General features: G+C 51.0%; 13 protein-coding genes. 1 reads left to right on the top strand and 12 read right to left on the bottom strand.

Features of this window, described 5'->3' with window-relative positions; translation table 11 throughout:
• Positions 1–89: 89 nt before the first annotated feature.
• The 4 genes from VF724_RS06520 to VF724_RS06505 form a co-directional block, all read right to left on the bottom strand.
• Positions 90–1,592, bottom strand: coding sequence for an AAA family ATPase (locus VF724_RS06520; protein WP_371753426.1), 1,503 nt, complete (start codon positions 1,590–1,592; stop codon positions 90–92).
• Complete coding sequence (locus VF724_RS06515; RefSeq protein WP_371753425.1) at positions 1,585–2,118, bottom strand: hypothetical protein; 534 nt, start codon at positions 2,116–2,118, stop codon at positions 1,585–1,587. Before VF724_RS06515 ends, VF724_RS06520 begins: the two co-directional genes overlap by 8 nt.
• Before the next feature lie 240 nt (positions 2,119–2,358).
• Positions 2,359–2,838 carry a cell wall elongation regulator TseB-like domain-containing protein gene (locus tag VF724_RS06510; RefSeq protein ID WP_371753424.1) on the bottom strand — a complete coding sequence of 160 codons (480 nt, stop codon included), beginning with the start codon at positions 2,836–2,838 and terminating at the stop codon, positions 2,359–2,361.
• 68 nt (positions 2,839–2,906) lie between these two features.
• Positions 2,907–4,199 carry an amidohydrolase gene (locus VF724_RS06505; protein WP_371753423.1) on the bottom strand — a complete coding sequence of 431 codons (1,293 nt, stop codon included), beginning with the start codon at positions 4,197–4,199 and terminating at the stop codon, positions 2,907–2,909.
• 187 nt (positions 4,200–4,386) lie between these two features.
• Between VF724_RS06505 and VF724_RS06500 the strand changes: the two genes are divergently transcribed.
• Complete coding sequence (locus VF724_RS06500) at positions 4,387–5,004, top strand: DUF47 domain-containing protein (RefSeq protein WP_371753422.1); 618 nt, start codon at positions 4,387–4,389, stop codon at positions 5,002–5,004.
• Between the two features lie 121 nt (positions 5,005–5,125).
• Here the strand turns inward: VF724_RS06500 and VF724_RS06495 are convergent, their stop codons facing one another.
• From VF724_RS06495 to VF724_RS06460, 8 genes are all read right to left on the bottom strand, one after another.
• Positions 5,126–5,755 carry a redox-sensing transcriptional repressor Rex gene (locus tag VF724_RS06495; protein WP_371753421.1) on the bottom strand — a complete coding sequence of 210 codons (630 nt, stop codon included), beginning with the start codon at positions 5,753–5,755 and terminating at the stop codon, positions 5,126–5,128.
• A complete protein-coding gene (gene dinG / locus VF724_RS06490; protein ID WP_371753420.1) occupies positions 5,752–8,634 on the bottom strand; it encodes an ATP-dependent DNA helicase DinG in 2,883 nt (960 codons plus the stop codon). Before dinG ends, VF724_RS06495 begins: the two co-directional genes overlap by 4 nt.
• A gap of 118 nt (positions 8,635–8,752) precedes the next feature.
• A complete protein-coding gene (locus VF724_RS06485; RefSeq protein ID WP_371753419.1) occupies positions 8,753–9,415 on the bottom strand; it encodes a tetratricopeptide repeat protein in 663 nt (220 codons plus the stop codon).
• Between the two features lie 445 nt (positions 9,416–9,860).
• Complete coding sequence (gene panD / locus VF724_RS06480) at positions 9,861–10,244, bottom strand: aspartate 1-decarboxylase (protein WP_371753418.1); 384 nt, start codon at positions 10,242–10,244, stop codon at positions 9,861–9,863.
• Positions 10,159–11,133: a pantoate--beta-alanine ligase gene (gene panC / locus VF724_RS06475; protein WP_371753417.1), complete on the bottom strand. Its 975-nt coding sequence runs from the start codon at positions 11,131–11,133 to the stop codon at positions 10,159–10,161. The genes panD and panC overlap by 86 nt, the downstream gene beginning before the upstream one ends.
• A gap of 18 nt (positions 11,134–11,151) precedes the next feature.
• Positions 11,152–12,003, bottom strand: coding sequence for a 3-methyl-2-oxobutanoate hydroxymethyltransferase (panB, locus tag VF724_RS06470; protein WP_371753416.1), 852 nt, complete (start codon positions 12,001–12,003; stop codon positions 11,152–11,154).
• A gap of 412 nt (positions 12,004–12,415) precedes the next feature.
• Entirely contained in the window at positions 12,416–13,384 is a 969-nt protein-coding gene (locus tag VF724_RS06465) for a biotin--[acetyl-CoA-carboxylase] ligase (RefSeq protein WP_371753415.1), read from the bottom strand.
• Complete coding sequence (locus VF724_RS06460; protein ID WP_371753414.1) at positions 13,377–14,732, bottom strand: CCA tRNA nucleotidyltransferase; 1,356 nt, start codon at positions 14,730–14,732, stop codon at positions 13,377–13,379. Before VF724_RS06460 ends, VF724_RS06465 begins: the two co-directional genes overlap by 8 nt.
• Between the last annotated feature and the right edge of the window lie 34 nt (positions 14,733–14,766).

Below are 14,766 nucleotides of genomic sequence, written 5' to 3'. Positions count from 1 at the left end.
GAGAGGCGCTGTCCCTTGCGGGACAGCGCCTCTCTTTTGCTTACTTTCGGGAATTCCTACTCTATTGGCTCCCTTGAAGTATATTGACATCAAGCCGTGGAACACTTCTGAATCCCCGCCAGCAGCCTGCGGAATTCCTCTCCCGAAAGCGTTTCTTCCTTCAAAAGAATCGCCAGCGCCTGCTCGAAAACCTCCCGGTTCCGTTCGAGCAGTTGTCTTGTATCGAACATCAATTCATCAAGAATTTTTTTGTTCTCCTTCATCAGATCTTCTTTTTTTACGTTCTCCGACTGCACGATGCCCAATCCGGTCAATCCCGAATCGATCATTGTCCGCACCAGCCGAAGCGCCTGCTCGAAATCATTCCTTGAGCCCGTGCTGCGGTTGCCGTAGAAAATTTCCTCGGCAGCCGCCCCACCGAGCGCAATCATGATTTGCTGCTCCAGAAACGGCTTCGTATACAAGTAATGATCCTTTTGAGGATTGTGCCGTACATAGCCCAGGGCTTGCCCTCTGGGACTCATAGATACCTGAGACACGGCGCCCGGCCTGACCTCTTCCGCCACGATGGCATGACCCAGCTCGTGCAGCGCGACTCTGCGCTTTTCTTCCTCCGTCGCTTCGCGGTCGGTTTTCTCGCCCATCATCACTTTATCGATCGCCAGCGACAAATGCCTCTGCTCAATCCGCTCCAGATTGTCCCGCATCGCATAAATGGCCGCCTCATTCATCACGCTTTCCAGCTGCGCGCCGGAGAATCCGAACGATTCTTCGGCCACCTTCTCCAACAGCACATCATCGGCAAGCGTTTTGTTGACGGAATGCAAATGCAAAATTTGCAGTCGTCCCTTTCTGTCGGGAAGATCAACCTCGATATGCCGGTCGAAACGACCCGGACGAAGCAAAGCGCTGTCCAGCATCTCCTTGCGGTTCGTCGCCGCAATCATGAGAATGCGCGGATGCGTGGAAGTGTGGATGCCGTCCATTTCGGTCAGCAGCTGATTCAGCGTCTGGTCGTACTCTTTATGCTGTCCGCCGTCACGCTTGGCCCCGATGACTTCAATTTCATCAATAAACAGAATCGCGCTGTCCTTATTTTCCTTCTGCGCCCGCTGACGCGCTTCTTTGAACAAATCGCGAACCCGGCTGGCGCCGACCCCGACGTACATTTCCACAAATTCGCTTCCCGAAGCGGAAATAAACACGGAATCCGTATACGATGCCGCGGCCTTTGCCATCAAGGTTTTTCCCGTGCCCGGCGGTCCCGTCAGCAGTATGCCTTTCAGCGGGCGGATGCCCATTTGACGGATTCGTTCGAAATGAACAAGAAAATCCAGCGCCTCCATCAATTCTTTTTTGGCCCGCTCCTGTCCTCCGATATCGTCAAAGGTCAGGTTCGGCACCGATTTGCCTTTATTTTTCCGATCGGCTACGACGCTTATTCCTCCGCCCCGGGCTTTGGCAAGATAAACCGCGAAAAACAAAAAGCTCCCGACCAGCAAAAACGGCAGCACTTTAATCTGCAGGTAAATCAAAAATACAAGCAGAACGGGCAGAGCCCCGATCAGGATCTCTTTTCCGTATTTACTCATTCGGCCATACCCCCAGCCTTTCCGAAACGCGCGGCAGAATTACAAATTTACTGTGAGTGCCGTCGCTGATCCGGATATACACGTTTTCTTCATCCATTTCCGCAGATGTCCGGATATTGCCGTACTTTTCGGCCAACGCTTCCAACGTATCCGGAATGCTGGAATAATTGCGTTTTTCCATCGCTTGGGCAACATCAAACAAGGCGCCGGACCAAATCCGGTCCAGGCTCTCGGTAGAGGGATTGGTCACAACGACATTCAATTTGCGATCGCCGATAACGGATTTTCCCTCTTTCCTGATCGTTTCCATTATTTCCCGGAGGCTTGCATCCTGCTTCAACTTCAAGTCAATCCGAATCTCGCTTGCGCTGATCTCCGCAGAGGCTTGCTCGACACCCGGCAACTGGCGGACGATGCTTGAAAGCGGGCTTTCCATCGCTACACTTTGATAAACAAACCATCCTCCGAACAGGAGAACCGTTGTTCCGATGAGGCTGATCATTATAGGCAAGAGACGCAGTTTCAACGACAACGTCCCCCTTTCTATACGATATTTTGCATCATAATATATATGATTTGTATATCAAAGTATATCATATAGCCCGCTGCTCTTGCGGATGTAATGTGTGGAAAATAAACGGCTCTTTCGTTTTCATACAAAAAAAGAGATGTGTTCCCTTAAATCGGTCTGCTGAAAAACGCGAGGTGGAAACGAGATTTACCCCTGCCGCGCCAAGCAGCCCGCTTATGGAACAGTCCCTTTTCATCAAGCTCCCATATAGAAAGTATCGATCCATTCTCCGTCCGAGAATCGGTAAAATTTATAATAATATTTCGATTTCCCATCTTCAGCGGTCTGGTAAAACACTTCCCATATATAATTCCCGTTGAGGACGCCCGGAACGATGCGAATGATTCGCGCATTCGGAGCTTCCTTGTGAAAATTCGCTTCAACGGCAGACTTAACTATGCCGTCCGCGGTATACTCCGCATGCACCTGCCCGTTCCCCGCCCATACGATCATATCCCGCTGCCGGCTGTCCTTGCCGTAAATGATCGTATATTCAGCCTCTCCGGCGTAATAATCCAAGCCGGTCACAGAGACCAAGTTCGTCTGCGCCTTTGCTTGCTTAATCGCGGTATTCTGCTGCTGCCAGTGGTCCCGTTGAATCAAGTTGTAAAATACCAGTATGATTGCCGCTATCACAAAAAAGCCGAGACCGAGGATGACCAAAGGTTTTTTCATCGCTGCTCGATTTCCCCTTTCCGAACATTGGAGGCGATGCCGCCCAAACAGCCGACGGATTTCCCAACTCAGGAGGTCAAACGCTCAAAGCATTTTCCCGCTTCATACAGGATTTTTTCCTCATCCAGCGTCAGGCACTCCCCTCCGCGAACAACCTGTCTTCCATCAACCCATACATCCTCTACATCTTGTGCGGAAGCGGAATAGACCAGGTGCGAAAGCAAATCCGTCTGCGGCTGGAAATGCGGCTTATCCAAACTCAAGCCGATGAAATCCGCCTTCATGCCCGCTTGCAGGATCCCGACATCATCCAGCAGGATAGAGCGGGCTCCATTGATCGTCCCCATTCTGAGCGCTTCAACCGCCGGCACCGCTGTGGGATCGCCGGACACGCCCTTATGGAGCAATGCGGCGAGCCTGATTTCCTCGAACATGTCCAGATTGTTGTTGCTTGCCGCGCTGTCGGTACCCAAGGATACGGTAATGCCGTAATTCAACAGATCGGGAACTCTGGCAATGCCGCTGGCCAGCTTCAAATTGCTGCCCGGATTATGGGATACTCTCACGTCATGGCGCTGCAGGGTCTCGATTTCATCGTCCGTCAAGTGAACCGCATGAGCGACCAGACAGGGGCGCGAGAAAACACCCAGCTTTTCCAAGTGGGCCACCGGCCGAAGGCCGTATTGCTGCTCGTTCTCCTTCACTTCCCGAAGCGTTTCCGACATGTGCGTATGTATCGGCAGTTGGAGATCATGGGCGGCCTGCACCACACGTTCGATGAATTCCGGAGGGCAGGTGTACGCGGAATGCGGCGACATCATTGCGGTGATTCTCCCTTCCGCCTGTCCATGCCAATTTTGTGCGAAATCGACCGCCTCCTTCAGCTTGGCAGCTTGCATTTCAACCGGAAATCCGATCATTCCGCGGGTCAGGCAGGCTCTCATACCCGACTCCTCTACCGCGCGGGCCACTTCATCCATTTTGTCGTACATGTCCACAAAACAGGTCGTCCCGCCCTTAAGCATTTCCAGCATCGAAAGGAGCGACCCCCAGCGCACATCCCGTTCGGTAAATTTGGCTTCAATCGGCCACATTTTGTCTTCGAGCCATACCTTGAGCGCCAAATCATCGGCATACCCTCTGAGCAGCGACATCGCCGCGTGCCCATGCGTATTGACCAGCCCCGGAAGATACATTTTGCCGCTGCCGTCGACCACTTCGTCATAATCTTCCTTAAGGCCCGGCATCTGTTCGCCGATATAGGAAATCCGTGTGCCCTCGACCGCCATATATCCCCGTGCCACCGCCTGGGCATTATTCATTGTAATAAAAGTCCCGTTTGCGATCAGCGTTTTTTTCATGTTACAAATCCTTTCCCGACAGGGTTTTGATACGTTTCTAATTTACCCGTTTGTCTTCCGAAAAGCAACTTCCCCTTCTTTTGGAGAAAATGACAAGTTTCGATTGATTTTTTTAGCGGATGGTGTTAGCTTTATAATAATCATTAAGGAACTCACTGATGATCACACAAGAAGGAGGGGGATTCGTTTGCTTTTTCGCAAAAAAGAAGAAATCGATTTTTTTCAATTGTTCATCCGTTCGGCGGAAAATTCCTTTAAAGCCTCCAATCTGTTCAGGGAAGCCATTATGGGAACAAATCCAGCCTCCTATTTGAGTCAGATCAAAGAGTTGGAAAATATCGGCGACGAGCTGACCCATCAAATTTTCCGGGGGCTCAACAAGTCTCAGGTATCGCCGCTCGCACGCGAGGATATCATGGAATTGACGCTTCGTTTGGATGATGTCATTGACGGGCTGGAGGCTACCATCTCTCGCTTCGATTACTTGAATGTTCAACACACAGACAAATACATGAGAGAATTTTCCGAGGTATTGATGAATAGCTGCGATCATTTGGTTTCGGCATTCAAGCTGCTCTCCAACAAAAAGTATATGCAGATCAAGGAACACATCGTGGAGATCAACAGTCTGGAGAACGAAGGAGACCGTCTGATGCGGGAGGGAATCCGCGAGATCTTCACCCGGCCGAAGGATCCTTATCACGATTTCAAGCTGAAGGAACTGTATGAACGCATGGAACAGACAACAGACGCCTGCGAAGATGTGGCGAACGTTCTGGAGAGCATCGTTCTGCGATACGCATAGATTCGCTCATTCGTAGCGGGAGCGAAGCATGGGAAGATGCCTTATAAAGACGACAGCCGGTTTTAAGTTCGGCTATCCGAAGCAACATAGCTTGGAGGCACTTCCCATAGTGCAGCTTATATTATTTTTCCTCCAGATAATAGGCAAGGCTGAAAAGCTCGATCGTAAAATCCGCATGATGCACGCGGAGCTCATTCGGAACTTTGATGATGGTCGGCGCAAAATTCAAAATGGCTTCGACGCCGGCTTCGACGAACTGATTGGCGACATGCTGGGCTTCGGGCGCCGGAACGGTGATAATTCCTATCCGGATCTGTTCCTCCTGAACAATCCGCGCCAACTCGCTCATCGGATGCACGCTCAGATTGTTGATCATCGTTCCGACCTTCGACGGATGATTGTCGAAAACTGCGGTAATCTTCATATTGTCCTTGAAATATGCGTTGTAATTGCACAAAGCATGTCCAAGATTTCCGGCCCCGACCAACGCCACATTAATTTGTTGATCGAGCTTCAGGATCTGCCTGATTTTTTCGATCAAATACTTCACGTCATAGCCGATGCCTTTTTTGCCGAATTCACCAAAATAGGCCAGATCCTTGCGGATTTGCGCCGGATTAAGGTCCAGTTTCAGGCCCAGATCCTGGGAGGACACGGTCTGCACATTCCGCATGTTCAATTCATTCAAAAACCGCAGATAAACGGGCAGTCTTCTTACTACCGCATCGGAAATTTTGACGCTGCTCTTCATGCCTTTTCCCCCTCTTCCCATTCAACTTTGCTATCCATCCATTCGCGAACCCTCTGCGCAAGCTGATTTGTCGGCAAGTGCTCAATTTTCGGACCTGGCAAAGAATACAGAAAATACTTGCCGTATGATGTCGTTAGCAACCGGGTGTCGTATACAATGACAATTCCTGTATCCATGGCGGTGCGGACGAGCCGTCCGAAGCCTTGTTTGAATTTGATGACCGCCTGCGGGACGGAGTACTTAATAAACGGATTTTGATTCCGCTGCTTCAAAACCTCGCTTTTGGCTTCAACCAGCGGATGATTCGGAGGCTGAAACGGCAGCCTGACGATCGCCAGGCAGCTTAAGGCTTGACCCGGAATGTCGACGCCTTCCCAAAAGCTGCTTGTCCCCAACAGAATGCATCGCGGGTTCTCCTGAAACAGGGAAATCAGCTGGCTCCTGCTCCCGCTGTCCATGCTCTGTCCAAGCACTTGAATATCATGGGGGTCAAGCAGTTCCTTCAGCAGCTCATAGGTTGACCTCAGCATACGGTACGAGGTGAACAGAACCATCATTCTCCCTCGCGTCTCGATCGCAACATTCATCAGCGAATTCGCCAGCTCCTCGATGAAATTGCGGTCCGAGCCGCCGCGGATATCGGGAAAATCGCGCGGAATGCACATCAGCACCTGCTCTCTGTAATTAAACGGGGAAGGCAGCAAAGAAGTCTTTAATTTTCCCTCCGCTAATGCTTCGTCCAAACCCAACTGTTCACAAGCATATTGAAACGATTTGTCCACGGAAAGCGTGGCCGATGTCAGCACGACACTTTCCTTGGCCTCAAAAAAGAACTGCTTCAGCATCGGACTGATATCAATCGGAACGGCAAACAGCTGGATCGATTTGGACTTATAATATTGGCTTGCTTCCAGCCAGAAAACATGATTTCCATCGGACATTTTCATCACAAACCGAATCGTATCGCGAAGCCTGTACAGATCCTGGACAGTGCCGCCCAAATCAGTCAGCACACTTTGAATTTCCCACTCGTCCTGGTTGTCCTTTAATGCCACTGTCAACGATTCAAGCTTGCGAATGAATTCACTCAACTCGACATAAAGATTGTCTTCCATTACGAGCAGTTCGTCCCAGCCCTTCGGGGGCTTATCGGGCTTAATCCGAAGCACCAGCTGTCCGCCGTCGCTTCCGGCGGCATCCTGATAACTTGTCAGCAGCTGAAAAAGTCCTTCGGCCAGCAGATCCCAGCGCTCCTTGATTCGCACAACCAGAGGAAAAAACTCGTCAATCGCCGATTGGAGATGTTCGGCATCATCATACTGCGACAAGGTCAGCCTCAATCCGGGCAGTTGGCCGCTTCTGCTGTCTTTAAACAGCCATGTCAAAAGATTGGCCATCGAAAAATAGCCGGCTTCCATTCCCAAATGCTTACCGGCGACTTCTTCAAAATGATGCGCCTCATCGACAATCAAATGGCTGTAAGCCGGAAGCAGCCTGTTTTCCGCTTTGACGTCAGTCAGCACGAGAGAGTGGTTCGTGATGATTACATCGGCGATATTCGCTTCATGCCGGGCTCTGTGGTAAAAGCATTTTTTAAACCAGGGGCATGCGCGGTTCAGGCAGGAGTCCGCATCGCTTTCAACGGAGCGCCAAAATTCGCTGCCGTGATTTCCCAAATGCAGCTCTTCCTCGTCGCCTCTTTCCGTTTCACTGAGCCAAACGATCATCTGCGCGGCCGTAATCAGATCGCTATTACCGTTTTCATAAAGGCTGCCGTTGATTTTCTGCTCGAATTTTCTCAAGCAGAGATAATGATTGCGTCCTTTCAACAGCGCGGCTCTGAAAGGAAGCGGAAATATTGTCTGGAGCAGCGGAATATCGCGGCTGCGGATTTGCTCCTGAAGATTGATGGTATGTGTGCTGACGACGATTTTGCTCCCCGTCAGCGTTCCGAAATACAGCGAAGGAATCAGATATCCGAGCGATTTGCCCGTTCCCGTGCCGGCTTCGACGATCAAATGCCGCTGATTTTCCAAGGAAGCGTAGACTTCGCCGATCATCCGGTCTTGGGCATCGCGGTCCTCAAATCGGGCAAACTGCTGCTGCAGGGAAGGCTTGAACTCTGCATAAAAATCCTCAAAGGAACGGTTTATCCAAAGCTCCTCCAATCCATCCCGGGAGACGGGTTCCTCTGAGCTCCAATCCCCAACGTTCAAAACAAACTGGCGAAAATATTTGGTGGAATCCGGATCAAGCACCGTCGTCATTTCTTTTCGCCGCAATATTTCATGCAGAAACCACCGCAGATCCTGAACGTCCTGATCCGATTCCGGTCCGTCGAAGACCGCAGCCAAACGCTGAATCGTCAGCAAAGGGAGCTGATCCAGGCGCTGCAGACACTTCAGCAGGATACCGGCTGTGGCTTCAGCATCGCTGTCTGCTTGGTGGTGGCGTGCATGCTCGACATTTAACGAGCGGCATGCCCTGTTCAACTGCAGGCTCGGCAGACCCGGGAACAGAATCCGCAAAAGATCGATCGTATCGAGAACTCTCCCGCTGAACAAGTCAAACCCGCATCGGCTCAACGTCTTTTGCAAGAAGCCCAGATCAAACTGCGCATTGTGGGCAACCAGCACCGCATCCTGAAGCAGCCGCTGCAAATCCTCCATTACTTTCTCGGCAGCCGGTGCGCCGATGAGCATTTCGTTCGTGATTCCCGTCAGGCCGGTGATAAACTCGGTGATGGGCATGCCCGGATCGACATAGGAAGCGTAAGTATCCAATACATTTTGTTCATCTATAACAACGAGCCCAACCTGTATAATTCGATCATAAGGTTGGGCTCCAGTCGTCTCGAAATCCAGTACGGCAAATTTCATGAAGACGTTCAATCCCTTCACATTCCTTGGCAACTGCATACCTTTTCTTAGCATACCATTGAAGCAGGTGAAAAGGGAATAGCATTTGCTTCCTGAATGAACCTGAACGGCTGAACCATCAATTGAACATCATGCTCCCGTATTTCAATGTTCCCTTGTTATTCATGCATACCTCCATGTTCATGATCGGTTCCATATTGGTCGGATCGAGCTTGTATGCGGTACGGAACAAATCGTACGCCTTTTCCAGATTGTGCTTTGTCACTTGAATGCATCCGAGCGCATTATAAGCCGTTGCCAATATTTTCGGATGATTCGTCAACGGGATGATAAAATGAAAATAACGGTAAGCTTCCGCGTATTCCCCAATTTGCATGTGGCTCAGCGCAAGGTATAAACGGGCCCATAATAAATCAGGATGCTTTTGGGCGGCTTTGTTAAATTCGCGGATGGCCTCGTCGAACATCAAGAGCTTAAAGTATCCTTGGCCTCGCACAAATTCCTCGGAAAGCATCGGTTCGTCAATTTCCTTCAGCGTATCCATCATAATCGAATTGTCCTGCATCAGCGGCGAAGCAAGATTGTCCATGGGATGATTTTCGGCAAACCGACTCATCTTTTCCTCAAAGAGCAGCCATTGTTCGATATATTCATCGCTCATGGTCCGCAATACATGCAATTGATGGTTCAGTTCCTGCTTTTTTTCTTCATCCGCGGTGGAATAGGACTCGATGATCCGATCCAGCGCCTCGTTCATCGTCGCAAACAGCTGTTTAAACATGCTGCAACCCACCTTAAGTTTGGAGTCGAACCCTGCAGCCGAGCCGGTATTCATCATTGTTTGTTACCGTGCGACGTTTCATACGCGTTTTCACGCCATTCCATCGATTTCACAAGCTGAGAATTCAGTGCTTGGCACCAACCCTGGGAGTCTGTCCGACGAAAGCAAGATCGTGAATTTTTATTCAATTTAAGAGCGTGTTCAAAAGTTGGATCGCTGCGCAAAAGGGGTGTGCCTCCGGTCGCTGTTGAAATCATAAAAACTGGATTCAATTTAGCGGTTATTTTTACGATTTCAAAGGCGAACGCTTCCGCTCATCCGGCACACCCCTTTTTCTTCGCTAGCCTTTTTGAACACGCTCTTTAAACTTCCGTGCTCATTGCCTTATTCCTTCATACTCCATTTGAATAAAAATTCACGAAATCCAATCCGTCGGAGAAACTCCTTATCGTACAGTTGCGTGAATTTCTTCCTTCTGCAATTCAACCACACGGTTGTTATGATCCATAAAAGCGATTTTAGGTTGATGACGAAGCGCTTCTTCATTTGACAAAAGGGCATAGGCGATAATAATCACGGTATCCCCAGGCTGTACCAAGCGGGCTGCCGCACCGTTCAGACAAATGACTCCCGAACCCCGTTTTCCGGGAATGACGTACGTTTCCAGCCTGGCGCCGTTATTGTTGTTCACAACCTGCACTTTTTCGTTGGCCAGAATATCTACAGCATCCATCAAATCCTCATCAATCGTGATGCTTCCCACATAGTTCAAGTTCGCTTCCGTCACCGTGGCGCGATGAATCTTCGATTTCATCATCGTCCGAAACAAGCTTGCCCACCTCCTCCATTGAAATGATACGGTTGTCGATCAACCGCGTGCCGCCGATTCTGGCCGCCAAGGCGATGATATAGCGCTGATCGCTCGGCAATTCGGTCGTCCGGGTTTCTTCCGGAACCTCCGCCAACTCAGGGTATGTTAAAAATTCTGCATAATCGATAACAGCCAGCGGCGCCGTTTGAATCGATTCGCGTATTTTACGTTTGAGCTCTTTCACCGTCATATTCGGTTGGTGGATCCAATCATCCGTTTGCTCAAGCGATCGGGACAAAATTCGGGCCTGTTCACGTTCCTCCGCATTCAGACGAACATTGCGCGAGCTCATGGCCAGGCCGTCTGCTTCACGCGCGATCGGGCAAGGAACAATTTGCACGTTCATGTTCAAATCCTTGACCATCTGCTCGATAACCGCCACCTGCTGGGCATCCTTCAGCCCGAAAAAGGCCAGATCCGGCTCCACGATATGAAACAGCTTCGATACTACGGTAGCCACCCCATCGAAATGACCCGGACGGGAAGCGCCGCAAAGCTTGGATGTAACGCCTCCGACAATAACCCGTGTGTTTAATGGATATTGGGGGTACATCTCTTCAACCGAAGGCATAAACACAATATCCACGCCCGCTTCCTCGGCAATTCTGAAATCCCTTTCAGAATCCCTCGGGTACGTCTCGTAATCTTCACCCGGACCGAATTGCAGCGGGTTGACAAAAATGCTTAACACGACCAGATCGCACTGTTTGCGGGCTTCCGCAATCAAACTGGCATGGCCCTGATGCAGGTAGCCCATGGTCGGCACGAATCCGACTTTGCCGTGGGAATTGCGGCGGAACCGCAAAATCTTGTTCCGGATATCCGTAATTTTCAACATGATTTCCATATTCGCTGCACCCGCTTCCTAGCCTTTTAACTTGTATCCGTACAATTCGTGAACGGCTTCCTGCTCCATTGGAAAGGAGTGTGCCGGACCGGGAAATTGGCGTTTCTTGACCTCATTCACATACTGTGCAAGGCCGTTTCGGATTTGGTCGCCGATATTCGCATAAGCTTTAACAAATTTCTTCGGAAAAGAAGGACCGTACTGCAGCAAATCGTGAAAAACAAGCACCTGTCCGTCGCAGCCCGCCCCTGCGCCGATACCGATCGTGGGAATGGAAATTTGCTCGCTGATCAACCGGGCCAGTTCTTCCGGCACCAGTTCCAGCACAATCGCAAAAATCCCCGTTTGTTCAAGCCGTTTGGCGTCCTCCAGCATCTTGAGCGCCTGATCGGCAGTTTTGCCCTGAATGAAATATCCGCCCAGCTGATGAACCGACTGCGGGGTAAATCCGAGATGGCCCATTACCGGAATGCCTGCCTTGACGCAAGCCTCCGCTGAAGCAAGGATGTCCTCGCCGCCTTCCATCTTGACGGCCTTGGCAAGTCCTTCCTGCATAATTCTTCCGGCGTTGCGAAGCGTCTGATCGGTACTCCCGTGATAGGTCAAAAAAGGCATGTCCGTAACGACGAAGCTCTTGGATACGGCACGCGTCACCGCTTTCGTATGATGAATCATGTCGTCAAGCGTAACCGGCACGGTGGAATCGTATCCCAGAACCACATTGCCCAAAGAATCGCCGACCAAAATCACATCTGCTCCGGCCTCCTCGGCCAGCCCCGCAGAAGGATAATCATAGGCCGTTACAACGGCGATCGGAGTTCCTTCGGATTTCATTCTTCTCATTCTCGTGACGCTCATCGGTTTTTCCATGACTGATACCTGCTTTCCGCATGCTGTTGAGCTGATCCTTCTCGAAGATACGCTTAGACAGCGTAACGAAACAACTTGCACTAAATTGCTGACGAAAATCACTAACCCACTGATATTTCGCCAGCAAAAGTGACAACTAATTTCGTTACGCGTCCTTAGTGTTTACTAAAAATAAAAAAACCTTTTAGCTGCACACTAAAAGGGAATCCTGTCCATCAGAATCTAGTTTTTGATTCTTCTGTCTCGGTCCCTTCGGCTCAGAGCAGAATTTGATTTGCAATTTAGCATGCTTGTTTAATGTGCCGTATCCGGCAGCGAAGTGCGGCTCCTCTGAGGATACCGCCTTCCCCACCATTGTAACAAACAGCTGTTGAGAATGCACGCTCTTTTTTGCGTACAAACGGCCTTTGGGTCAAATCACGGATATATCCCCGGCGTAGAGCTTCGTTTTGCTGCCGTCTTCCTGCACAATGACAAGCGCCCCCATTTCATCCACCGCTTCCGCTTTTCCGGAAACCCATCCGTTGTGGGTCTGTATGCGGATCAAACGGCCGATCGAAATGCTGAGCGCTTCCCACAGCGCGCGGATTGGAGCGAAGCCCCGCTCATGATACAATTGATACAGCTGTTCAAACTCATACAGAAATTCGGCAAGCAGTTCCTCCCGGTTAGCCGTTTTCCCTGTTTCCAGCAATAGCGAAGTCGCAATATCCTTTAATTCCTCGGGAAAATCCGTTTCACCCATATTCACGCTGATGCCCACTCCGGCTACGACAACCTGCAGCCTGTCATCTTCCGCATGCGATTCGAGCAAAATGCCGCTCACCTTCTTCCCGTTGATCAGCAGATCGTTGGGCCATTTGATGCCGATCGGCACTCCGGACATGCGATGGATCGTCCTGCACAGCGCTACGGCTGTCAAAAGGGTCAGCTGCGGTGCGAAATGCAGAGAAATCCGCGGTGTCAGAATCAGACTCATCCATAAGCCCTTGCCTGCCGGAGAATGCCACTTCCTGCCCAACCGGCCGCGTCCCGCGGTCTGCTGCTCGGCAAGAATCAACGTCCCTTCCCCCTCACCCTTGGAAAACCATTCACGGGCGGCTGTTTGCGTCGACTCGACGGTCTCATACATATGGACCCGCCTGCCCATGACTTCCGTCTTCAACAGCTTGGCCAGCTGTTCTTCATCCAGCTTGTCCGGGACTTTGACCAACCGGTAGCCGAGGCGGGGAACCGCTTCGAATTCATACCCCTGCTTGCGCAGATGCCGGATATGCTTCCAAATCGCTGTGCGGGAACAATTCAGACGGCTGCTGAGCTGCTCCCCGGATATAAATTGATCCTGATGGTCCAGCAAAATTTGCAGTATGCGTTCATTCATCATATCGTATCATCTCTTCAATCCATTGTTGTGATCTTCTCAGCAATTCGTCCCGATCATTGTTCAAACTCCCCAAAACGACCTCTGCCTGCAACTGCGCCAAAAGCCTGCCCACCCACGGACCCGGTTTTGCCCCCAAAGCCAGCAGATCGCTGCCGCCGATGGCCAGATCCTTCAATGTCGCCGCCTGAATTTCATCCAGCCAGGCTTGTCCGTTTTGCACAAGACGCTCGATAAGCATTGATATTTCCGGTTTCACCGTATCGGCTGCCAATGCCTCAGCGGTCAATAAAGCATAAATGGATAACCAGCGGCGAACAATATCAGGGGTATGGAGGAGTGCTCCTTTTTTCCAAACAGTCGCCAATTCACGATTCATGCTATCCGCAGCCTTTCCGCCGGACAAAGCAGCCTCCATGCGCGGATTCAGCAACTCCAGCTCGCCGGAGAGCCATTCGTGAAACGATGCAATCCTGCAAATCCCATCCTGATTTTTGCGGGAAAAGGTTAACCTGCGCAGAGCCTGCGAGGCCGAGGACGGGGAAATCTTCAATGTCAGCAGCAGCAAGGCCCACTTATTCCAAGCATCATCGAGCTTGGCGATGACCGACAGGACCTGTTCCCGTTGAACCACCTGCCCGGTCGTGAATTGAAGTCCCGTCTCGGCTTTCGTATAGGAAAGCAGACCGCTTTGGCTCAATAGCAGCAAGGCTTGGTAAGGATGACTCCCCTCCAGCATCCGCTCCAGCTCGCCGCGGATTCTTTCCATGGCGATGTGCTTTAATTTCCCGCGATTCGCCATGAGCGCCTCCCACGTCTGCCGTTCGACCTGCAGCTCGTATTCGCCAGCAAAGCGGATGCACCTCATCATTCTCAGCGCATCCTCGTCAAACCTTCGCTCGGCGTCGCCGACGCAGCGGAGAATTCCGTCCCGCAGATCGGCTTGGCCTCCAAACGGATCAATCAATTTGCCTTCGGCATCCATCGCCATGGCGTTTATGGTAAAATCCCGGCGTTCCAAGTCCTCCCGAAGTTCGGCAATGAATTCGACCCGGTTCGGACGGCGCCGGTCCCGATAGCCCGATTCCTTCCGGAAGGTCGTCACCTCATACGCATGATGCAGCATGACAACCGTAACGGTGCCGTGCTTGATTCCAGTCGGAACCGTATGCGGGAAAATGGCCATGACCTGCTCGGGAAGCGCCGACGTTGCGATATCAACATCCTTGACTTCCCGATTCAACAGCGTATCCCTGACGTATCCGCCCACCAGATAGCCTGCATATCCATTATCCCGAAGCCTGCGAACAATTTCATAAGCTTCACGGACAAGCGTTTGCGAATTCAACTTTGCTTTCCACCGCCATTTTCAAGTTAGGCAT

The organism is Ferviditalea candida (assembly GCF_035282765.1).
GTDB classification, from domain to species: Bacteria; Bacillota; Bacilli; order Paenibacillales; family KCTC-25726; genus Ferviditalea; species Ferviditalea candida.
Note: the sequence above shows the minus strand (reverse complement) of the source record. Positions and strands in the feature narration are given on the sequence as shown.